Consider the following 20,103-nt stretch of genomic DNA (forward strand, 5'->3'; position numbering starts at 1 on the left):
CGCCCGGACCATTCCCGCGGAGCCGCCGTGTCCGAACCTGCCCTGCCCCATGCCGCCCTCTCCTCGGGGCAGCCCTCGCTTTCCCCGCTCACCGTCAGCCTGATCATCCTGGCGCTCGCCGTCGGCAGCTTCGGCATCGGCACGGGCGAGTTCGCCATCATGGGCCTGCTGCCCGACGTCGCCCGCACCTTCGGCGTCACGACGGCCGAGGCCGGCTACGTCATCAGCGCCTATGCGTTCGGCGTCGTCGTCGGCGCGCCGGTGATCGCCGTCACCGGCGCCCGCTTCCGCCGGCGCGACCTGCTCGTCGTGCTGATGGCCGTGTTCGCGCTCGGCAATCTCGCCAGCGCCATGGCGCCGACATTCGAGAGCTTCATCCTCATGCGCTTCGTCTCCGGCCTGCCGCACGGCGCCTATTTCGGCGTCGCCGCGCTCGTCGCCGCGGCGATGGTGCCGGCGAACCGCCGCACCCAGGCGGTCGGCAAGGTGATGCTGGGGCTGACGGTCGCCACCCTGATCGGCACGCCGCTCGCCGCCTTCTTCGGCCAGGTGTTCGACTGGCAGGTGATGTTCGTCGGCGTCGGCGTCACCGGCCTGCTCACGGTCTGCCTGATCGCGATCTTCCTGCCGCGCGACAAGGCGCCGAAGGGCATCAATGCGCTGACCGAGCTCGGCGCGCTGAAGCGCAAGCAGGTCTGGCTGACGCTCGGCATCGCCGCGACCGGCTTCTGCGGCATGTTCGCGGTCTTCAGCTACATCGCGCCGATCGTCACCGAGGTCGCGGGCCTCGGCCCGTCCATGGTGCCGGTGATGATGGCGATCTTCGGCTGCGGCATGATCGTCGGCAACGTGTTCGGCGCCAAGCTCGCCGACCTGTCGCTGATGCGCACGATCGGCTGGTCGCTGGTGCTCTATTTCGGCGTGCTCGTGGCGCTGTCGCTGACGGCGCAGGACCCGGTGCTGCTCGGCCTCTGCTGTTTCCTGATCGGCTGCAGCTTCGTCGTCGGCCCGGCGCTGCAGACGCGGCTGATGGACGTCGCCGGCAATGCGCAGACGCTCGCCGCCGCCCTCAACCACTCGGCCTTCAACGTCGCCAACGCGCTCGGGGCGCTCTTCGGCGGCCTGTCGATCAGCGCCGGCTACGGCTATGCCTCCGTCGGCTTCGTCGGCGCGGCGACCGCCGTCGTCGGCCTCGGCGTCTTCCTGCTGTCGCTCACGCTCGAAAGGCTCGACCGCGAGGAGGCCTGCGCCTGCCCCGCGGAGTAAGCGGGTCCGGCACGAGCGTGCAGCGGTCTTGCGTCCGGACTGGCGTGAGAACAGGCTGTTCCCTCGGTGACAGGACGGCGCTGCGGGTCTGCTAGAGATAGTCGCAACGAACGGGGACGCCGCGTGGCGCTCCCGCAACCCTGAACCGGAGCCTATCATGTCCAGCCTCATCGAACGCCTGACCGCAACGTCCTGGTTCGGCTTTCTCGCCCGCACCATCCTCACCTTCATGTTCTGGATGAGCGGCATCGCCAAGCTCGCCGACTTCGACGGCGGCGTCGCCGAGATGGCGCATTTCGGGCTGGAGCCGCCGGCCGTCTTCGTCGTCGTCACCGCCGTCACGCAGCTCGTCGGCTCGGCGCTGATCATCGCCAACCGCTGGACCTGGCTCGGCGCCGGCATGCTCGCCGTCTTCACCGCGCTCACCATCCCGATCGCCCACGCCTTCTGGACGATGGAGGAGCCGATGCGCACCGTCGAGTTCTACGTCGTGATGGAGCACATCACCGTCATCGGCGCGCTGATGGTCGTCACCTGGAAATCCGCGAAAGCGCCTGCCGTCCCCGCGCATTGACGACAGGCCGGGCGCCGTCCGCCTCTCTCCGGGGCGGCGCCCACAGGACGGCGGCCGCCTCTCCGACCGTCCCGGGCCGCCCCGGCGCCTCTCGCCGGGGCGGCCTTCCGCGTCACAATGCCGGCAGCTTCAGCGGCCCGCCGGTCTTGATGCTGCGGATCGCGAAGTTGGAGCGGATGTCGGTGACGCCCGGCATGGCGAGCAGGGTCTCCGTGAGAAGCCGCTCATAGGCCGCGAGATCCTCCACCACCACCTCCGCCAGGAAGTCGGCGTCGCCGGAGATCAGGAAGCAGGAGACGATCTCCGGGACGGCGAGCAGCGCCTCCTGCTGGGCGACCGCGTTCTCGCGGTTGTGGTGCCCGACCTTGATCTCGACGAAGACGGTAAGCCCCAGCCCCACCTCCTTGCGGTCGATGTCGGCCCGGTAGCCGCGCAGGACGCCGGATTTCTCCAGGTTGCGGATGCGCCGGAGGCAGGGCGACGGCGAGAGGTTGACCTTCTCCGCGATCTCCACGTTCGTCGCGCGGGCGTCCTCCTGCAGCACCGTGAGGATGGCGATATCGAATTTATCGAGTTTTGGCATATCCGGGAACTTTCACAGGCATTCGTGGCAGGATCATGTGCAGGATACATGCTCCGACGCGGAACTCGCAAGGACATGCCGCAGCCTTCGGCGCTAGGATCCGTCCGTGACAGAGCCGCACGGAAAGGACACCGCCATGGCCATGATCTCGCTTCCCTCCGACGGGAAATCCAGTGCGGCCGCCGCCGGCTATGCCGGCGCGATGGTCACGGTGCTGATCTGGGCGACCTGGGTGCTGGCGACGCGCCATTCCGCCACCACGCCGCTCGGCACCGTCGACATCGGCCTCATCCGCTACGGCGTGCCGACGGTGCTGCTCGCGCCGGTCTGGCTGCGCACCGGGCTGCTGCCGAAGGGCCTGCCGGTGACGCTCCTCGCCGTGATGGTGGCGGGATCGGGCGCGCTTTTCTTCCAGGTCACGGCGGCGGCGCTGCATGCGACGCCGGCGGCCCCCGGCGGCATCCTGCTCGGCGGCGCCATGCCGCTCGCCACCGCGCTGATCGGCATCGTGCTCTTCGGCGAGCGGCCGGACCGCATGCGGCTCGCCGGCCTTGCCGCCATCGTCGCGGGCGTCGCGGTGCTGCTCGTCGCCAGCCTGCGGACGAGCGGCATGACGTCCGCCGGCTTCCTGCTGCTGCCGCTCGGCGCCGCGCTCTGGGCGGGCTTCACCCATGCCTTCCGGCGCTCGGGGCTCTCCGCGCTCGAGGGCGCCGCCCTCGTCGCCGTCTGGTCGTTCCTGATCCATCTCGCGCTGGCGGCGGTCTTCGGCACCCACCTTGACGCCGCGTCGCTGCCGGACCTCGCCCTCCAGGTCGGCAGCCAGGGCATCCTGTCCGGCCTCGTCGCCACCTTCGCCTACGGCACGGCCGTGCGGGCGCTCGGCGGCAGCCAGGCGGCGGCCTTCACCGCGATCACGCCGGTGCTGGCGACGCTCGGCGGCGCGGTCTTCCTCGGCGAGCCGTTCGGCGCGGCGGAGATCGCCGCCGCCCTCATCGTCGGCACGGGCGTGGCGCTGTCGACCGGCGCCCTGTCGCCCAGGCGCTGAAAACGGCAAGGGCGCCCGCGGCCTTCGCCGGGGCGCCCCTTCGTGCACGGAAAGGCGGGATCAGCCGTGGATGACCTCGCGGTGGCGCTGCAGGCGCTTGCCGTAGGCCTGGCTGACGCGGTCGAAGATGATGGCGATGCCGACGATGGCGAGCCCGTTGAAGATGCCGAGCGTGAAATACTGGTTCGAGATCGCCTTCAGGACCGGCTGGCCGAGGCCCTGCACGCCGATCATCGAGGCGATGACCACCATGGCGAGCGCCATCATGATCGTCTGGTTGATGCCGGCCATGATGGTCGGCAGCGCCAGCGGCATCTGCACGTTCTTGAGCTTCTGCCAGCTCGACGAGCCGAAGGCGTCGGCGGCCTCCAGCACGTCCTTGTCGACGAGGCGGATGCCGAGATTGGTGAGCCGGATCATCGGCGGGATGGCGTAGATGACGACGGCGATCAGCCCCGGCACCTTGCCGATGCCGAGCAGCATGACGACCGGGATCAGGTAGACGAAGCTCGGCATCGTCTGCATGACGTCGAGGATCGGGTTGATCGCGTTCTGCACCCGGTCGGAGCGCGACATCAGGATGCCGATCGGGATGCCGATGACGATGGAGAGCACGGTGCAGACGAAGATCATCGAGATCGTCTTCATCGTGTCGTCCCACATGTCGAAATAGCCGATCACCAGCAGCGTGGCGACGGAGCCGGCGACGATCTTCCAGTTGCGGCTCGCGAACCAGGCGACGAGCGCGATCAGGATCAGGATGATCGGCCAGGGCGTGCGCGTCATGAAGCGCTCGGACCAGATGAGGAAGTGCTGCAGCGGCTCGAAGATGCTCTCGATGCCGTCGCCATAGGCGCGGGTGAAGGCGCGGAAGCCCTCGTCGATCGCCTTCTTCAGATCGCGCAAGGACGCGTCGTTCATATGCGGAAATTTCGTGAACCATTCCATGACGATCCCCTTTTTTCGTGCTGCGGCCAGTCTTGCGCCGGCTTTCTTTCGTTTTCACGCCGATCGCGGACGCAAGGCCGCGCCGCGCCTTGCCGGGATGGCCCTGGGCAAGACGGCCGCGGCGGCGCGGTGACGCGCCGCCGCGGCGTTCATGCGGGCCGGATCAGAGCGCGGCCTTGATCTTCTCGGCGGCTTCCGGCGAGACCCATTCCGTCCACAGCGCCTCGTTCTCCTCGAGGAAGTGCTTGGCGCCATCGTCGCCGCTCGCCTGGTTGTCGGTCATCCAGGCCATCAGCTTGTTGACCGTGTCGTTCGACCAGGCGCGCTTGTTGAGATAGGCCATCACGTCCTCGCCGGCGCGTTCGGCGAAGCTCTTGGTGACGAGCGTCTGGACCTTGTCCTTCGGCCAGTCGTTCTTCTTCGGGTCCGGGCAGTCGGCGACGGTGTTGCAGCGCTTCCATTCGGCCTCGTCATAGGGCACGCCGTGGTCGAGCTTCACCATCTCGTACTTGCCGAGCAGCGCGGTCGGCGCCCAGTAGTAGCCGACCCAGCCCTGCTGGCGCTCGTAGGCCTTGGCGATCGAGCCGTCGAGGCCGGCGGCCGAGCCGGTGTCGACCAGCGTGAAGTTCGCGGCCTCGCCGCCATAGGCCTTGTAGAGCTGCGAGGTCACGACCGTGCCGCCCCAGCCCTGCGGGCCGTTGTGGACGGCGCCCTTGCTGGAATCCTCCGGATCCGGGAACAGTTCCGGATGCTTCAGCGCGTCGTCGATCGTCTTGATGTCGGGATGGGCGTCGGCGATGTATTTCGGAATCCACCAGCCCTGGACGGCGGCGTCGGAGAGGGCCACGGCCGCGCCGATCAGCTTGCCTTCCTCGATGCCGCGGTTGACGACGTCGGGCAGCAGGTCGACCCAGCCTTCCGGCGCGAGGTCCGGCTCGCCCTTCTCGATCATCGAGGTGATGGTCGGCACCGTGTCGCCGACGATGACGTCGGCATTGCAGCCGTAGCCTTCGTTGAGGATGAACTTGTCGAGCGCGGCCAGCACCTCGGCGCTCTGCCAGTTCATGCTGGCGATGGTCAGGTCGCCGCATTCGGCGCGCGCCGCGCCGGTCATGGCGAGGAGGCCGGCGACCAGGCAGGTGGATGCAAGAAGATGTTTCATGTCCGTTCCCTCATTTTCGGCGGTATCGTTACGCCCGTTGGAAGCCCGCTCCGCCGCGCCGGGCCTCTGAATTGCGAAGCGGTGGTCCCCGTGCGGAACCACGGGGCCGCATCCTCGACTTTTGCAGGTGCGGGGTCGAATGCCGGCACGAATGCGTCCGCCATTGCTCCCGATGCGTCATGGCGGCGGCAAATTTGCGCGGTCGCACTGGCCCGCCCGCCCGCTCCTTTCGCGCAATGTTATGATACGGTTCAGCTTTTTCAAAGCGCGACGGTATCAAAAAACGACGAGGGGCCGGCGAAAACCGGCCCCTCCCGTGCGATCCGCGTCGCAAATATGCGTGATCAGGCCTCGCGCCGGCCCTGGATGACGTAGACCCGGTCGCCGGTCTTGACGCGGCCGTAGAGGTCGATGACGTCCTGGTTGAGCATGCGCACGCAGCCGCTCGACATGGCCTGGCCGATCGACCAGGGCTGGTTGGTGCCGTGGATGCGGAACATCGTGTCGTTGCCGCCCTGGTAGAGATAGAGCGCGCGGGCGCCGAGCGGGTTGTTGAGGCCGCCGGGGACGCCGCCGGCATATTTCAGGTTCTTCTTCGGGTCGCGGCGGATCATGTTCGGCGTCGGCGTCCAGCTCGGCCATTCCGCCTTGCGGCCGATGGTGGCGCTGCCGGCGAGCGAATAGCCCTGGCGGCCGACGCCGATGCCGTAGCGGATCGCCCGGCCGTTGCCGAGCACGTAGTAGAGCCGGCGCGCCGGCGTGTCGACGACGACGGTGCCGGCCGCGTGCCGCGTCTCGTAAGCCACCTCCTGCCGGCGCAGCTCGGGCTTGATCTTGTCGAGCGGGATCGCCTTCAGCGGGAAGGCCTCGTCCGGACGCGCGCCGTAGTTGGCGCGGTCGCTGTTGCCGTTCGTCGCACAGCCCGCCAGCAGAGCGGATGCGCCGAGCAGGAAGCCGCGGCGGGAAATCGACATGTTCAAGCCCCTCAACACCTTGTTTACGGGGCAGAAATTATGCGGTTATGGTTAATGGCGGGTTAAACCGGCGCCTTGCGGTTGGGCATCGCCCCGCATGCCCCGCCGCGCCCCTCTTCCGAAGGCGGGCGACGGCATGTGCCGCAAATTTTCGGGATGGAGGAAAACCGCCGCCTCGCTCCCCTTCTCCCCGCCTGCGGGGAGAAGGTGCCGGCAGGCGGATGAGGGGCAGCCCCGCCGCCATCACATGTTCGGATAGACGGGTCCCTCGCCGCCCTGCGGCGGCACCCAGTTGATGTTCTGGTTGGGGTCCTTGATGTCGCAGGTCTTGCAGTGCACGCAGTTCTGCGCGTTGATCACGTAGACTTGCTCCCCGTCCCTTTCCACCCACTCGTAGACGCCCGCCGGACAGTAGCGCGTCGACGGACCGGCATAGACGTCCAGCTCCGACGTCTTCTGCAGCGCCGGGTTCTTCAACTGGAGATGGATCGGCTGGTCCTCCTCGTGGTTGGTGTTCGACAGGAACACCGAGGAGAGACGATCGAAGGTCAGGACGCCATCCGGCTTCGGATAGTCGATCTTGTTGTGCTTTTCCGCCGGTTCGAGCGACTGCGCGTCCGTCTTGCCGTGCTTGAGCGTGCCGAAGACGGAAAAGCCGAACAGCGTGTTCGTCCACATGTCGAGCCCGCCCAGAGCCACGCCCACAGCCGTGCCGAACCGCGACCACAGCGGCTTGACGTTGCGCACCTTCCTGAGATCCGAGCCGATGGCGCTCTCGCGCCAGCCGTGCTCGATCTCCACCGGCTCGTCATTGGCCCGGCCTGCCGCGATCGCATCCGCAAGCTTCTCCGCCGCGAGGATGCCCGACAGCACCGCATTGTGGCTGCCCTTGATGCGCGGCACGTTGACGAAGCCCGCCGAGCAGCCGAGCAGCGCCCCGCCCGGGAAGGACAGCTTCGGCACCGACTGCCAGCCGCCCTCGGTGATGGCGCGGGCCCCGTAGGAGAGCCGCTTGCCGCCCTCGAAGGTGCCCCTGATGGCCGGATGCGTCTTGAAGCGCTGGAACTCCTCGAAGGGATGGAGATAGGGGTTCTTGTAGTTGAGGTGCACCACGAAGCCAACGGCGACCATGTTGTCTTCGAGGTGATAGAGGAACGAGCCGCCGCCGGTCTTCATGCCGAGCGGCCAGCCGAAGGAATGCTGCACGAGGCCGGGCCTGTGGTTCTCGGGTTTCACCTGCCAGAGCTCCTTCAGGCCGATGCCGAATTTCTGGGGCTCACGCCCCTCGTCCAGCTTGAACCTCGAAATCAGCTGCTTGGCGAGCGAGCCGCGCACGCCCTCGCAGATCAGCGTGTATTTTCCGAGCAGCGCCATGCCGCGGGTGTAGTTGGGGCCGGGCTCGCCGGAGCGCTCGATGCCCATGTCGCCGGTCGCCACACCGATCACCGCGCCCTCGTCGTTGTAGAGCACCTCGGTGGCGGCGAAGCCGGGATAGATCTCGACGCCGAGCTCTTCCGCCCTGGCCGCCAGCCAGCGACAGACGAGCCCAAGCGAGACGATGTAGTTGCCGTGGTTGTTCATCAGCGGCGGCATGAAGGCGTTCGGCAGGCGCACGGAGCCGGCCGGGCCGAGGAACAGGAAGTGGTCGTCCGTCACCTCGGTCCTGAACGGATGGCTCTCGTCCTCGCGCCAGCCGGGCAGCAGGCGGTCGATGCCGATGGGATCGACCACCGCGCCCGACAGGATATGCGCGCCGACCTCCGCGCCCTTCTCCAGCACGACGACCGAAAGCTCCGGGTTCACCTGCTTCAGCCGGATCGCCGCCGACAGGCCCGCAGGCCCCGCACCGACGATCACCACGTCGAATTCCATGCTCTCCCGTTCGGGAAGGTCCATCTCTTCGCTCATCAGGTTCTCCATCCCGCCGCCCCGCGCACAGGCGGCGGCAATCCTCCGCTCCAGCCTGTCATGGCAAATGAGAGGGGGCTTGTCGAGCCGCTGTGCGACAGACCATGTCCCCTTTTGCGCATGACGTCATGACGCAGGCGCCCTCCGTTTGCTCCGGCGCGGGCGTCCTCCTATTGTCGCATCGCCCGATGATTCCCGGTGGAGGAGCCCGCCCGCATGTCCGAGATGATCCGATCGCTCCGGCGCGACCTGAACGAATTCGGCGACGCGCTCGTCCTTGCCGGCGCCGACGTGCTCGAAAGCTGCCACCCCGGCGAGCATCCGGACAATCTGCGCGCCGGCGCCATGGCCATGCCCGCCACGCCCGAGGCCGCCGCCGCCGTGGTGCGCTGGTGCGGCGCGCACGGCGTCGCCATCGTGCCGCAGGGCGGGCTGACCGGGCTCGTCGGCGGTGCCACGAGCCGGCCGGGCGAGCTCATCCTCTCCACCGCCCGGCTGACGCGGATCGAAGCGATCGACCCGCTCGCGCGCACCGCGACCGTCGAGGCCGGCGTGACGCTCGAGGTGCTGCAGGCGGCCGCCGCCGCGCACGGCCTCACGCCCGGCATCGACCTTGCCTCGCGCGGCAGCGCCACCGTCGGCGGCATGATCGCCACCAATGCCGGCGGCATCCTCGCCTTCCGCAACGGCGTGATGCGCCACCAGGTGCTCGGCATCGAGGCGGTGCTGCCGGACGGCGGCCTGTTCAGCGACATGACGGAGGTCATGAAGGTCTCCGCCGGGCCGGACGTGAAGCAGCTGCTGATCGGCTCGGAGGGCGCCTACGGCTTCGTCACCCGCGCCGTGCTGAAGCTCGAAAGCCGCAACCCGATGCGGGCGACCGCGCTCGTCGGCGTGCGCCATGCCGCCTCGGCGCTCGAAGTCGTCGGCCGTTTCCGCGCGCTGCCCGCCGTCCAGCTCGAAGGGGCCGAGCTGATGTGGCGGCGCTTCTTCGCCGACAGCGCCGCGCAGCGGGGTTTCGACACCGGCTGGCTGGAGGCGGACGCGCCGGCCGTGCTGCTCCTGGAACTTTCCGCCGCAAGCGAGGAGGAGGCGCGCACGGCGCTGGAGGACGGGCTTGCCGCGCTCTGGGAGGCGGAGGCGATCGCCGGCGGCATCGTCGCCGCCTCGCTCGACCAGGCGCGGCGCTTCTGGGCGCTGCGCGAGGAGAGCGACTTCATCTACCGGCTGCATCCGGCCGCCCCCTCCTTCGACGTCTCCGTGCCGCCGGGCAGCCTCGACGGCTATGTCGCGACGCTCAGGTCGCGGCTCGCGGCGCTTGCCGGCGGGCTAGACGCCTATGTCTACGGCCACATCGCCGACGGCAACCTCCACCTCTCGGTCTTCGGCGAGGGTGCGACGGACCCGGCGTCCAGGGACGCGATCGAGGATGCGGTCTATGACGGCGTCGCGGCGCTGGGCGGCAGCTTCTCCGCCGAGCACGGCGTCGGGCTGGAGAAGCGCCGGGCCTATCTCGCCTACGGCAATCCGGCGCGCCGCGCCGTCGCACAGGCGATCAAGGCGGCGCTCGACCCGAACAACCTCTTCAATCCCGGCAAGGTGCCCTACCGGGCGAATTGAGCACAGAAGGAGAGTTCCATGGATCTCGGCATCACCGGCAAACGCGCCCTCGTCCTCGCCGCCTCGCGCGGCCTCGGCAAGGGCATCGCCGTGGCGCTCGCGCGCGAGGGCGCCGACGTGCTGCTCTGCGGCCGCAGCGCCGAGACGCTCGCCGCCAATTGCGCGGCCATCAACGCGGAGGGCCGCGGCCGGGCGGACTGGGTGCGGGCCGACCTGGAGGACGCGGCCTTCGTCGAGACGGTGGCGCAGGCGGCCGGGGACCGCCTCGGCGGCGTCGACATCCTCGTCAACAATTCCGGCGGGCCGAAGCCGGGCGCGACGGAGGACATGGGCGCCGACGTGCTGCTCGCCTTTTTCCAGTCGATGGTGCTGCGCCAGATCACGCTTGCCAACCGGCTGCTGCCCGGCATGAAGGCGCGCGGCTGGGGCCGCATCCTGACGGTCGCCTCCTCCGGCGTGATCGAGCCGATCCCGGGGCTCGCGCTCTCCAACACGCTGCGCCCGGCGCTCGCCGGCTGGTCGAAGACGCTCGCCGCCGAGGTCGCGCGATACGGCATCACCAGCAACCTGCTCCTGCCGGGCAGCATCCTCACCGACCGGCTGGTGAGCCTCGACGCCGCGGCGGCGGAGCGCAGCGGCCGGACGGTCGAGGCGGTGCGCGCCGAATCGGAAGCGGCGATCCCCGCCGGCCGCTACGGCACCGTCGAGGAATTCGCCGCCACCGCCGCCTTCCTCTGCAGCCAGCCCGCAAGCTACGTCACCGGCAGCCTGATCCGCTGCGACGGCGGCGCGGCGCGGTCGGTGTAGGCTATAGACCGGCGATCTTGCGCAGATCGTCGTTCATCCGGCTTTGCCACCCTTTGCCGGTGGCCTTGTAGTGATCGACAAGATCGGGGTCGAGCCGGATGGTGACGGATCTTTTCGTCAGAACGGTTCTCGGCCGGCCCTTGGCCTTGCGGGCCTGTCCCAGCGCCTTGAAGAAGGCGGGCGGCAGAACCTCTTTCGCGGGGCGCAGGTTTTCGATTTCCTCTTGCGTGAGAGGAGGATTGTCACAAACGGCGTCCCAATCCTCCTTTGAATATCCGCGCCCCGGCTGAAAAGCCGCTTCGCGTCCGGGCTTATCTGCCATCGAACAGGCTCCTTTCTTCGCGTTTCGCAACGCGGAAGCTGATGATTGAGATCGCCTCGACCCCGAGCTCCGCATAGACGATGACGGTGACAAGTCCTCCGAATTCGCCGATGGCCTTCATTCGGCTGGAGTGGGTCGGAGCGATGTGCGCGGTTTCCCACCGGAAGAAAACGACATCCTCGAAATTGAGGTGATGCTTGTCGAGATTGGCGATCCGCTTCGGCTCGTCCCAGACGATCTTCATGGAATGTATGTACAATAATTGCCGCCGGACCGCAATCGATATATGTATGTACAATAATTGGCGGGCGCTCCCTGCCCCTTCCCCCCTCCCTGCCGATCCGGTAGAACGGACGCATGATCCCCGTCCGCGACCTCTCCCCGGCAGAGCTTGCCGCCCTCCTGCATTTCCATGCGGATGCGGGCGTGGAATGGCTGCTGGAGGAGGAGGCGGTCGACCGGATCGCCGAGTTCGAGGCGATGCGAGCCGCACGCGGCGCGCCGGCGGCTTCCGTCGACAGGCCGGCGCCGCCCCGGCCCGAGCCGCCGCGCCCGGTGGCCGCGGCCCCGCTGCCGGCGGTGGCGATCCCCGACGGGCAGGCGGTGGCGGAGGCGGCCTTCGCGGCCGAAAGCGCCCGCTCGCTCGAGGAGCTCCGCGTCGCGATGGAGGCCTTCAACGGCTGCAACCTGAAGACCAGCGCGCGCTGCCTCGTCTTCGCCGAGGGCAATCCCAAGCCGCGGGTGATGGTGATCGGCGCGATGCCGAATGCCGACGACGACCGCGACGGAAGGCCCTTCTCCGGCCGGCAGGGCGTCCTGCTCGACCGCATGCTCGCCGGCATCGGCCTCGACCGCGCCGGCCTGCTCGTCACCAACGTCGTGCCGTGGCGCCCGCCCGGCAACCGCCCGCCCTCGCCGCGCGAGGCGGACATCTGCCGGCCCTTCGTCGAGCGGCAGATCGCGCTCGCCGAGCCGGAGCGGCTGCTGATCCTCGGCAATTTCGCCGCCCGCTTCCTCTTCCGCGCCAGCGAGACGATCCACCAGCTGCGCGGGGAATGGCGCGAAGTGGCCGTCGCCGGGCGGTCCATCCCCGCCTTCGCCACCCTGCATCCGCAGGATCTCGTGTCGGCGCCGATCAGCAAGCGGCTCGCCTGGCAGGACCTGCTTGCGTTCCGTGCAGGCCTCACGGCCTGAATCACCCGCCAGCCGGCCGGCGAAGGAAGCATTTGCCCGACACGCCGCGATTCTGCCCAAAGTATGAACAGTTTATTTCAGAAGCCATGCGGATTGCGCATATCAGCCGGGCATTATGCCGCATTGCAAAATCGATGATGCGGCGCAATATGCGACAACGGGAGGAACAGAGTAAGGAATCGACCCATGACCGCCCGCTTTCGGCCCATCCATTCGAGCTTCGAGACGCTCCGCCATGCCGGTATCCGCGCCGGCCACGGCTTCGGCGCCATCGCCGCCCCGGCCAACGAGCAGATGACGGCGACCGGCTTCGCCCGGATCAACCGGCCGGTCCAGATCTTCTCGGAATTCATCCAGCGCTGACCGGACCTGCGCAACCGCCTTGCCCGAGGGCGCCGTCGCGGCGCCCTTTTTTGCGTCCGGTCCCCGCTCATCCCTGCGGCGTCATGTGCCGCCGCGCCGCGCGCCGGCGCAGGCCGAGCTGGTGCTCGCGCAGGATCACGAAGATGCCGGCGGCAACGACGATGGCGGTTCCCGCCAGCATCGGCGGCGTCGGCACGTCGCCGAACAGGACATAGCCGACGAGGATGCCGAGCACGATCGACGTGTATTCGAAGGGCGCGATGGTGGAGACGTCGGCGTAGCGGTAGCTCGCCGTCAGCAGGAGCTGCGCCACGCCGCCGCAGACGCCGGCCAGCGCCAGCAGCACCAGAGCCTCCAGGCCGATCGGGCTCCAGCCGAAGGGAAGCGTGGCGAGCGAGAAGACGGAGGCCGAGATCGAGAAATAGAGCACGATGGTCGGCGTGGGCTCGGTCTTCACCAGCTTGCGCACGAGCACCATGGCGCAGGCGCCGAGCGTCGCCGAGGCGAGCACCGCGAGCGCCCCCGTCGCCTCCCCGGAGCCGGCCCCGCCGTCGCGGAACAGCGTCAGCCGCGGCCAGACGATGACGATCACCCCCGACAGCCCGACGAGCACCGCCGTCCAGCGGTAGATGCCGACCGCCTCCTTGAGGAAGACGGCGGCGATGACGACGGCGATAAGCGGCATGGCGTAGCCGATGGCGATCGCCTCGGGCAGCGGCAGATGGACGAGACCGTAGAAGCCGCAGCCCATGGAGAGGATGCCGACGAAGCCGCGCGTGAGGTGCCCGATCGGATAGTCGGTGCGCCAGGCCGTGCGCAACTGCCCCTGCAGGGCGAGCATCGCCACGATCGGCAGGAGGGCGAAGGCGGAGCGCAGGAAGGTGATCTGCCCGGCGGCGATGTCCTTGCCCGCCGCCTTGATCAGCGTCGACATGCAGAGGAACACCACCACCGACGCGACCTTGAGGACAATCCCCTTCATCGGGGTGGGAGGATCGACTTGCATGCGGGGACTCGTTTGGACCGCTGCAAGTCTAGCGGGAGAACGGCACCGGAGCGATCAATTCCGCTGATGTGGCGGCGATAACTTTGATCGGTCGGCGGGCGCCGGACGGGGGCCACGAAAATGTGAACGGCGTGCGGCTGGAAATGAGATGTTAAGCCAATAAGCCTATCTATTCGTGACATTCGGGGGCACATCGTCCGGGCCCGCCGGCCGCCCATGTGCCGGAACGGGACAGGACAGACGCGAGAAGGCAGGCAGCACATGCGCACAGAGGACGGCCGGATCATTCATCTGGCAGACTATCGCCGGACCGATTTCGTTCTGGAGCGCGTCGACCTCACCTTCGAGCTGGACCCGACGGAAACCAGGGTGGAGGCCCGGCTGATCTTCCACCGCCGCGAGGGCGCCGATCCCGCCGCCCCCCTCGTGCTCGACGGCGACGAGCTCACGCTTGCCGGCCTGCTCTTCGACCAGGTGGAGATGGAGCCTTCCCGCTACGACGCGACGCCGGACAGCCTGACGATCCGCGACCTGCCGGCAAGCGAGCCCTTCGAGATCACCATCACCACCGTCATCAATCCAGAAGCCAACACGCAGCTGATGGGCCTCTACCGCACCAACGGCGTCTATTGCACGCAGTGCGAGGCCGAGGGCTTCCGCCGCATCACCTATTTCCCCGACCGGCCGGACGTGCTCGCCGTCTACACGGTCAACATCATCGCCGACAAGGCGAGCTGCCCGCTGCTGCTCTCCAACGGCAATTTCCTCGGCGGCGCGGGCTACGGCGAGGGAAAGCACTTCGCCGCCTGGTTCGACCCGCATCCGAAGCCTTCCTATCTCTTCGCGCTGGTCGCCGGCGACCTCGGCGTGGTCGAGGACACGTTCGTCACGATGTCCGGCCGCGAGGTGGCGCTGAGGATCTATGTCGAGCACGGCAAGGAGCCGCGCGCGGCCTATGCGATGGACGCGCTGAAGCGCTCGATGAGATGGGACGAGGAGGCGTTCGGCTGCGAATACGACCTCGACATCTTCATGGTCGTGGCCGTCTCCGACTTCAACATGGGCGCCATGGAGAACAAGGGGCTCAACGTCTTCAACGACAAGTACGTGCTCGCCGACCCGGAGACGGCGACCGACCAGGACTATGCCAATATCGAGGCGATCATCGCGCATGAGTATTTCCACAACTGGACCGGCAACCGCGTCACCTGCCGCGACTGGTTCCAGCTCTGCCTGAAGGAAGGCCTGACGGTCTACCGCGACCACGAGTTCTCCGCCGACCAGCGCTCGCGCGCCGTCAAGCGCATCGCCGAGGTCAGGCACCTGAAGTCGGAGCAGTTCCCGGAGGACGCCGGGCCGCTGGCCCATCCGGTGCGCCCGGTGAAATACCGCGAGATCAACAACTTCTATACGACGACCGTCTACGAGAAGGGCTCCGAGGTGACGCGGATGATCGCCACGCTCGTCGGCCGCGAGACCTTCCGCAAGGGCATGGACCTCTATTTCGAGCGGCACGACGGCGACGCCGCGACGATCGAGGACTTCGTCAAATGCTTCGAGGCGGCGAGCGGCCGCGACCTCACGCAGTTCTCGCTCTGGTACCACCAGGCGGGCACGCCGCTCGTCACCGTCTCCTCCGCCTATGACGCCGGCAAGGGCGTGCTGACGCTGTCGCTGGAGCAGACGATCCCGCCGACGCCGGGCCAGGCCGTCAAGGAGCCGATGCACATCCCGCTGCGCTTCGGCCTGCTGCTTGCCGACGGCTCGGAGGCCGTGCCCTCCGCCGTCGAGGGCGCGGAGGTGACCGGCGACGTGCTGCACCTGACCGCCCGCCGCCAGACCGTCACCTTCTCGGGCATCGCCTCGCGCCCGGTCGTGTCGCTCAACCGCGGCTTCTCCGCGCCGATCAACCTGCATTTCGAGCAGGCGCCGGCCGACCTCGCCCATATCGCCCGCAACGACAGCGACCTCTTCGCCCGCTGGCAGGCGCTGACCGACCTCGCGCTGCCGAACCTCGTCGCCGCGGCGCGGAACGCCCGCGCCGGCACGCCGGTCGAGCCGGACGCCATGCTCGCCGACACGCTGCTTGCCATCGCCGCCGACGAGACGCTGGAGCCCGCCTTCCGCGCGCAGGCGCTGGCGCTGCCGTCCGAATCCGACATCGCCCGCGAGCTCGCCAGCAACAACGATCCCGACGCGATCCGCGCCGGCCGCGAGGCGGTCTTCGCCTTCGTCGCCGGGCGCGATCCGGCGGTCTTCGCCGCCCTCACCGAACGCCACCGCACCGAAGGCCCCTTCGCGCCGGACGCCGCGAGCGCCGGCCGCCGGGCGCTGCGCAACGCGGCGCTCGCCTATCTCGCCGTCGCCGAGGGGACGCCGGCGCGCGCGGCCGGGGCCTTCGCGGCCGCCGACAACATGACGGACCTCAGCGCCGCGCTCGGCGTGCTCGCCCACCGCTTCCCCGACGCGCCGGAGACGGCGGAGGCGCTGGAGGCCTTCCGCGCCCGTTTCGCCGATAATGCGCTCGTCCTCGACAAGTGGTTCTCGATCCAGGCGACCATCCCCGGCGCCGGCGCGCTCGACCGCGTGAAGCGGCTGATGGGAAGCCCGCATTTCACCATGGCGAACCCGAACCGCGTGCGCGCCCTCGTCGGCACCTTCGCCTTCGCCAACCCGACCGGCTTCAACCGGGCGGACGGCGCCGGCTACCGCTTCCTTGCCGAGCAGATCCTCGCCATCGACCCGAAGAACCCGCAGCTCGCCGCGCGCATCCTCACCGCCATGCGCTCCTGGCGCGCGCTGGAGGAGGTCCGCGCCGACCATGCGTTGAACGCGCTGCGCTCGATCTCCAACGCAGGCAAGCTCTCCTCCGACGTGGCCGACATCGTCGAGCGGATGCTGAAGGGGTAGCGGACGCAACCGCCCCTCATCCCGCTGCCGCGACCTTCTCCCCGCAGGCGGGGAGAAGGGAGATGACGCAACGTTTTCCTCTCTTAGAGGGAAGCCGTCGCCACTTGTCTCCTTCGCCCCGCTTGCGGGGAGAAGGTGGCCGGCAGGCCGGATGAGGGGGGCATTCCACCCCGCGCAATCCCAAATTCCCAACCACAAGAATTGGTTAAGAATCCGTTAGCTTTCCCTCTGGACAAGCCGAATCACAATTGATTCATTAGGGCAGATTCGGGCGAGCGGCGCGCCGAATCGGCAAGAGACACGATTGGAAGACGAATGGCGGACGCGCAACGAGGACGCGCAGCCGGCGGTTGGTTTCGACTCAAATTTCCGGGCGTGGCGGCCTGGGAAGAGGAGTTGACGGGTCAGGCGAAGATCTTCGCCGGACCGGCCGCGCGGCACCTGACACGGGCGGAGCCCGTGCTCAAGCGATCGATACCGGTCCTGATCATCGCCTTCCTCCTGGTCGTCGCGGTCTCCCGCATCGTCGGCATCATGGTCGAGCACGACCGGATGGACGCGAACGTGCGCGAGGCGACGGCGCTGACGGCCGTCGCGGTCGAGGCGATGTTCGCCGAGAAGAAGGACAGCTTCGCGGCCGCCGACCGGCGCCAGGTCGAGGCGGTGCTCTCCGCCCGCCTGCCGCAGGACCGCATGCAGCCGGGCGGCCTCGTGCTCTTCGTCGAGGACAAGGGACGCGTCTTCGGCGCCTCGCTCGCCGGCGCCCGCTATGTCGGCCTGACGCTGGCGCGCTTCGCGCCGGAACTGGCGGCGATGCAGTATTTCGGCGATCCCGCCGGCGTCTCCGGCACGCTGATCGGCGGCGAGGACCACTATGCGGCGCTCGTCGAGATGCCCGACAAGGCCGGCTTCATCGTCGTCGCCAATCCGCTCGGCCATGTCGCGGCGCTGTGGCGCGACGAGGTGGCGCTGAACGTCACGCTGTTTTCCGGCATCTCGGCGATCCTGCTCGTCATCCTCTACGCCTATTACATCCAGGCCAAGCGCGCCCGCGACGCCGACGCGATCTTCGCCGAATCGAACCTGCGGGTGGAGACGGCGCTCGCCCGCGGCCGCTGCGGCCTGTGGGACTTCGACCTCTCGCGCCGCCGGCTGTTCTGGTCGCGCTCGCTCTACGAGATGCTCGGCATGCCAGCCAAGGACAGCGTGCTCTCCTTCGGCGACGCCGCGCGCCTGATGCATCCCGACGACGACGGCATCTACCAGGTCGCCCGCGCGGTCGCCCGCGGCGAGGCGCGCCAGGTCGACCAGGTGTTCCGCATCCGCCATGCCGAGGGGCACTATGTCTGGATGCGCGCCCGCGCCCAGCTCATCCGCATGGCGTCCGGCCGCATGCACATGATCGGCATCGCCATGGACGTGACCGAGCAGCACCGGCTCGCCCAGCGCTACCAGGAGGCCGACCAGCGGCTCGCCGACGCCATCGAATCCACCTCCGAGGCCTTCGTGCTGTGGGACAAGCACGACCGGCTGGTGCTCTGCAACGCCCACTACCAGCAGGCCTACGGCCTTCCCGACGAGGTGCTGGCGCCCGGCACCGAGCGTGCGGCGGTGCTGCGCGCGGCGGCGCGGCCGGTGATCGAGCGGCGCGTGGCGAATGCCGACGGCGGCGGCACGTCGCAGACGACCGAGGTGCAGCTCGCCGACGAGCGCTGGCTGCAGATCAACGAGCGGCGCACGCGCGACGGCGGCCTCGTCTCGGTCGGCACCGACATCACCATGATGAAGCGCCACCAGGTGCGGCTGCGCGATTCCGAGCGCCGGCTGATGGCGACGATCGGCGACCTTTCGGCCTCGCGCGCCAAGCTGGAGCGGCAGAAGGCCGAGCTTTCCGTCGCCAACGCCAACTACCAGGCGGAGAAGGAGCGCGCGGAGGCGGCGAACCGCGCCAAGTCGGAATTCCTCGCCAACATGTCGCACGAGCTGCGCACGCCGCTCAACGCCATCCTCGGCTTCTCGGAAATCCTGCAGAACCAGATGTTCGGCCCGCTCGGCTCGGACAAGTACCGGGAATATTCGCGCGACATCCACGAGAGCGGCAAGCACCTGCTCAACGTCATCAGCGACATCCTCGACATGTCGAAGATCGAGGCCGGCCACATGCGCATCAATTGCGAGGCCGTCGATCTCGCGCCGCTGATCGAGGAGACGCTGCGCCTCACCATGCTGCAGGCGGAGAAGAAGAATATCCGCGTGCGGCAGGATTGCCCCGAGGCCCTGCCGACGGTCGCCGACCGGCGGGCGATGAAGCAGATCCTGCTCAACCTCATCTCCAACGCCATGAAGTTCACCAACCAGGACGGCGAGGTGCGGGTGCGCGCCCGCAAGGTCGAGGGCGCGGTGACGCTCACCATCGCCGACACCGGCATCGGCATCCCGAAGGCGGCGCTGGAGAAGATCGGCCAGCCCTTCGAGCAGGTGCAGAGCCAGTATGCCAAGAGCAAGGGCGGCTCCGGCCTCGGGCTTGCCATCTCCCGCTCGCTCGCCCACCTCCACGGCGGCGCCATGCGCATCCATTCCGTCGAGGGCAAGGGCACGATCATCTCCGTGCGCATCCCCGACCGGGAACGGGTGGCCGCCCGGCAAAGGGCGGCGTGAGCAGAACCGGCCCTATCGCCGCGGGCTCAGGGGAAAGGCCGCGGCATCGTCCTCCCAGGGATTGAAGACGACGGCGCCGCTTTCGCACACGTCCCGCCCGTTCCGCGTCACGAGGTAGAGATCGTGGACGACGGCGGTCGCGGCCAGCAGCGTGTCGATCACCGGGGGCGCGGTGCCGGTCCTGCGCCGCGCCTCTCCCGAGACCCGGCCCCACAGCCGCACGCAACGGTCGTCGAGCGGCAGGATGCGGCTGGAGAACCGCGCCTCCAGCGCGTCGCGCGCCGCCGCGTAGCGCCAGCGCTCGGGATGGTCCCCGGCGAGATTGGCGATCCCCTTGTCGTATTCGGCGAGCGTCAGCACGCTGAGGAAGAAGCTCTCCTCGGCCTGCGCGGCCGCCCATCGCTTCACGGACGGGGCGCCGTTCGGACTGATCAGCGCGGCGATGACGTTGGTGTCGAGCAGCCAGCCGATCAAAGCTCGGCGTCCCGGCCCCGGTCGGTCTCCCGGGTGAGATCCAGACCGTCCAGATGCAGCTGCTCCATGAAGGCGACGAAGGGCTTCTCCGGCTCGCGGCGCGTCAGCCGGTCGAACTCCTCCGCACTGACGACCACCACCGCGTCGCGCCCGCGCACGGTGACGCGCTGCGGACCCTCGGCGCGGGCGCTGCGCACGACTTCGCTGAGGCGCGCCTTGGCGTCCTCCAGCTTCCAGCGTCCCTTTTGCACCGTCGTCGCCATCGCACCCATCCCGAACTGGTCAGATG

General features: G+C 68.6%; 20 protein-coding genes. 10 read left to right on the forward strand and 10 right to left on the reverse strand.

Features of this window, described 5'->3' with window-relative positions:
* Positions 1-27: 27 nt before the first annotated feature.
* Both NNZ72_RS09205 and NNZ72_RS09210 read left to right on the forward strand, forming a co-directional pair.
* On the forward strand, positions 28-1,266 hold the full coding sequence (locus NNZ72_RS09205; RefSeq protein ID WP_371747741.1) for an MFS transporter: 1,239 nt from the start codon (positions 28-30) through the stop codon (positions 1,264-1,266).
* Positions 1,267-1,423: 157 nt separating this feature from the next.
* Positions 1,424-1,840, forward strand: a complete 417-nt coding sequence (locus NNZ72_RS09210) for a DoxX family protein (RefSeq protein WP_257314997.1) — start codon at positions 1,424-1,426, stop codon at positions 1,838-1,840.
* 112 nt (positions 1,841-1,952) lie between these two features.
* Here NNZ72_RS09210 and NNZ72_RS09215 read toward each other — a convergent pair whose 3' ends face one another.
* The gene (locus NNZ72_RS09215) at positions 1,953-2,423 is read right to left on the reverse strand and encodes an Lrp/AsnC family transcriptional regulator (protein ID WP_257314998.1); all 471 of its coding nucleotides are present in this window, start codon (positions 2,421-2,423) and stop codon (positions 1,953-1,955) included.
* A 136-nt stretch (positions 2,424-2,559) separates the two neighbouring features.
* Here NNZ72_RS09215 and NNZ72_RS09220 point away from each other — a divergent pair, with 136 nt between their 5' ends.
* Positions 2,560-3,468: a DMT family transporter gene (locus NNZ72_RS09220; RefSeq protein WP_257314999.1), complete on the forward strand. Its 909-nt coding sequence runs from the start codon at positions 2,560-2,562 to the stop codon at positions 3,466-3,468.
* A gap of 60 nt (positions 3,469-3,528) precedes the next feature.
* Here the strand turns inward: NNZ72_RS09220 and NNZ72_RS09225 are convergent, their stop codons facing one another.
* Positions 3,529-4,416: an ABC transporter permease gene (locus NNZ72_RS09225; protein ID WP_257315000.1), complete on the reverse strand. Its 888-nt coding sequence runs from the start codon at positions 4,414-4,416 to the stop codon at positions 3,529-3,531.
* On the opposite strand from NNZ72_RS09225, the gene NNZ72_RS09230 reads away from it, so the two are divergent.
* Positions 4,403-4,549, forward strand: a complete 147-nt coding sequence (locus tag NNZ72_RS09230; RefSeq protein ID WP_257315001.1) for a hypothetical protein — start codon at positions 4,403-4,405, stop codon at positions 4,547-4,549. The genes NNZ72_RS09225 and NNZ72_RS09230 overlap by 14 nt on opposite strands.
* Positions 4,550-4,579: 30 nt before the next feature.
* On the opposite strand, the gene NNZ72_RS09235 is transcribed toward NNZ72_RS09230, so the two are convergent.
* From NNZ72_RS09235 to NNZ72_RS09245, 3 genes are all read right to left on the reverse strand, one after another.
* Positions 4,580-5,578 carry an ABC transporter substrate-binding protein gene (locus tag NNZ72_RS09235; protein WP_257315002.1) on the reverse strand — a complete coding sequence of 333 codons (999 nt, stop codon included), beginning with the start codon at positions 5,576-5,578 and terminating at the stop codon, positions 4,580-4,582.
* A 344-nt stretch (positions 5,579-5,922) separates the two neighbouring features.
* Complete coding sequence (locus NNZ72_RS09240) at positions 5,923-6,552, reverse strand: L,D-transpeptidase (RefSeq protein WP_257315003.1); 630 nt, start codon at positions 6,550-6,552, stop codon at positions 5,923-5,925.
* 243 nt (positions 6,553-6,795) lie between these two features.
* Positions 6,796-8,460 (reverse strand): electron transfer flavoprotein-ubiquinone oxidoreductase, encoded by a 1,665-nt coding sequence (locus NNZ72_RS09245; protein WP_257315004.1) that lies wholly within the window; start codon positions 8,458-8,460, stop codon positions 6,796-6,798.
* A gap of 216 nt (positions 8,461-8,676) precedes the next feature.
* Here NNZ72_RS09245 and NNZ72_RS09250 point away from each other — a divergent pair, with 216 nt between their 5' ends.
* Positions 8,677-10,080 carry an FAD-binding oxidoreductase gene (locus tag NNZ72_RS09250; protein WP_257315005.1) on the forward strand — a complete coding sequence of 468 codons (1,404 nt, stop codon included), beginning with the start codon at positions 8,677-8,679 and terminating at the stop codon, positions 10,078-10,080.
* A gap of 18 nt (positions 10,081-10,098) precedes the next feature.
* The gene (locus tag NNZ72_RS09255; RefSeq protein ID WP_257315006.1) at positions 10,099-10,887 is read left to right on the forward strand and encodes an SDR family oxidoreductase; all 789 of its coding nucleotides are present in this window, start codon (positions 10,099-10,101) and stop codon (positions 10,885-10,887) included.
* Between the two features lies 1 nt (position 10,888).
* Here NNZ72_RS09255 and NNZ72_RS09260 read toward each other — a convergent pair whose 3' ends face one another.
* Together NNZ72_RS09260 and NNZ72_RS09265 are read right to left on the reverse strand one after the other, a co-directional pair.
* On the reverse strand, positions 10,889-11,209 hold the full coding sequence (locus tag NNZ72_RS09260) for a BrnA antitoxin family protein (protein ID WP_257315007.1): 321 nt from the start codon (positions 11,207-11,209) through the stop codon (positions 10,889-10,891).
* Positions 11,199-11,453: a BrnT family toxin gene (locus tag NNZ72_RS09265; RefSeq protein ID WP_257315008.1), complete on the reverse strand. Its 255-nt coding sequence runs from the start codon at positions 11,451-11,453 to the stop codon at positions 11,199-11,201. The genes NNZ72_RS09260 and NNZ72_RS09265 overlap by 11 nt, the downstream gene beginning before the upstream one ends.
* A gap of 113 nt (positions 11,454-11,566) precedes the next feature.
* Between NNZ72_RS09265 and NNZ72_RS09270 the strand changes: the two genes are divergently transcribed.
* Both NNZ72_RS09270 and NNZ72_RS09275 read left to right on the forward strand, forming a co-directional pair.
* Entirely contained in the window at positions 11,567-12,403 is an 837-nt protein-coding gene (locus tag NNZ72_RS09270; protein ID WP_257315009.1) for a uracil-DNA glycosylase, read from the forward strand.
* A 186-nt stretch (positions 12,404-12,589) separates the two neighbouring features.
* Entirely contained in the window at positions 12,590-12,766 is a 177-nt protein-coding gene (locus tag NNZ72_RS09275; protein WP_257315010.1) for a hypothetical protein, read from the forward strand.
* 67 nt (positions 12,767-12,833) lie between these two features.
* On the opposite strand, the gene NNZ72_RS09280 is transcribed toward NNZ72_RS09275, so the two are convergent.
* Entirely contained in the window at positions 12,834-13,772 is a 939-nt protein-coding gene (locus NNZ72_RS09280; RefSeq protein WP_257315011.1) for a DMT family transporter, read from the reverse strand.
* A gap of 261 nt (positions 13,773-14,033) precedes the next feature.
* Between NNZ72_RS09280 and pepN the strand changes: the two genes are divergently transcribed.
* A complete protein-coding gene (gene pepN, locus NNZ72_RS09285) occupies positions 14,034-16,682 on the forward strand; it encodes an aminopeptidase N (RefSeq protein WP_257315012.1) in 2,649 nt (882 codons plus the stop codon).
* Between the two features lie 315 nt (positions 16,683-16,997).
* Positions 16,998-19,340, forward strand: a complete 2,343-nt coding sequence (locus NNZ72_RS09290; RefSeq protein WP_257315013.1) for a PAS domain-containing sensor histidine kinase — start codon at positions 16,998-17,000, stop codon at positions 19,338-19,340.
* A gap of 12 nt (positions 19,341-19,352) precedes the next feature.
* Here NNZ72_RS09290 and NNZ72_RS09295 read toward each other — a convergent pair whose 3' ends face one another.
* Both NNZ72_RS09295 and NNZ72_RS09300 read right to left on the reverse strand, forming a co-directional pair.
* Complete coding sequence (locus NNZ72_RS09295) at positions 19,353-19,814, reverse strand: type II toxin-antitoxin system VapC family toxin (protein ID WP_257315014.1); 462 nt, start codon at positions 19,812-19,814, stop codon at positions 19,353-19,355.
* Positions 19,811-20,077 carry a type II toxin-antitoxin system Phd/YefM family antitoxin gene (locus NNZ72_RS09300; protein WP_257315015.1) on the reverse strand — a complete coding sequence of 89 codons (267 nt, stop codon included), beginning with the start codon at positions 20,075-20,077 and terminating at the stop codon, positions 19,811-19,813. Before NNZ72_RS09300 ends, NNZ72_RS09295 begins: the two co-directional genes overlap by 4 nt.
* Between the last annotated feature and the right edge of the window lie 26 nt (positions 20,078-20,103).

The organism is Shinella pollutisoli (genome assembly GCF_024609765.1).
GTDB classification, from domain to species: Bacteria; Pseudomonadota; Alphaproteobacteria; order Rhizobiales; family Rhizobiaceae; genus Shinella; species Shinella pollutisoli.

Bases quoted from the DNA above. Each gene is read 5' to 3' on its own strand.
- NNZ72_RS09235 (WP_257315002.1), bottom strand. From the start codon at position 5,578: ATGAAACATCTTCTTGCATCCACCTGCCTGGTCGCCGGCCTCCTCGCC.
- pepN (WP_257315012.1), top strand. From the start codon at position 14,034: ATGCGCACAGAGGACGGCCGGATCATTCATCTGGCAGACTATCGCCGG.
- NNZ72_RS09215 (WP_257314998.1), bottom strand. From the start codon at position 2,423: ATGCCAAAACTCGATAAATTCGATATCGCCATCCTCACGGTGCTGCAG.
- NNZ72_RS09275 (WP_257315010.1), top strand. From the start codon at position 12,590: ATGACCGCCCGCTTTCGGCCCATCCATTCGAGCTTCGAGACGCTCCGC.
- NNZ72_RS09210 (WP_257314997.1), top strand. From the start codon at position 1,424: ATGTCCAGCCTCATCGAACGCCTGACCGCAACGTCCTGGTTCGGCTTT.
- NNZ72_RS09290 (WP_257315013.1), top strand. From the start codon at position 16,998: ATGGCGGACGCGCAACGAGGACGCGCAGCCGGCGGTTGGTTTCGACTC.
- NNZ72_RS09260 (WP_257315007.1), bottom strand. From the start codon at position 11,209: ATGGCAGATAAGCCCGGACGCGAAGCGGCTTTTCAGCCGGGGCGCGGA.
- NNZ72_RS09265 (WP_257315008.1), bottom strand. From the start codon at position 11,453: ATGAAGATCGTCTGGGACGAGCCGAAGCGGATCGCCAATCTCGACAAG.
- NNZ72_RS09255 (WP_257315006.1), top strand. From the start codon at position 10,099: ATGGATCTCGGCATCACCGGCAAACGCGCCCTCGTCCTCGCCGCCTCG.
- NNZ72_RS09300 (WP_257315015.1), bottom strand. From the start codon at position 20,077: ATGGCGACGACGGTGCAAAAGGGACGCTGGAAGCTGGAGGACGCCAAG.
- NNZ72_RS09245 (WP_257315004.1), bottom strand. From the start codon at position 8,460: ATGAGCGAAGAGATGGACCTTCCCGAACGGGAGAGCATGGAATTCGAC.
- NNZ72_RS09280 (WP_257315011.1), bottom strand. From the start codon at position 13,772: ATGCAAGTCGATCCTCCCACCCCGATGAAGGGGATTGTCCTCAAGGTC.
- NNZ72_RS09240 (WP_257315003.1), bottom strand. From the start codon at position 6,552: ATGTCGATTTCCCGCCGCGGCTTCCTGCTCGGCGCATCCGCTCTGCTG.
- NNZ72_RS09220 (WP_257314999.1), top strand. From the start codon at position 2,560: ATGGCCATGATCTCGCTTCCCTCCGACGGGAAATCCAGTGCGGCCGCC.
- NNZ72_RS09225 (WP_257315000.1), bottom strand. From the start codon at position 4,416: ATGGAATGGTTCACGAAATTTCCGCATATGAACGACGCGTCCTTGCGC.
- NNZ72_RS09270 (WP_257315009.1), top strand. From the start codon at position 11,567: ATGATCCCCGTCCGCGACCTCTCCCCGGCAGAGCTTGCCGCCCTCCTG.
- NNZ72_RS09250 (WP_257315005.1), top strand. From the start codon at position 8,677: ATGTCCGAGATGATCCGATCGCTCCGGCGCGACCTGAACGAATTCGGC.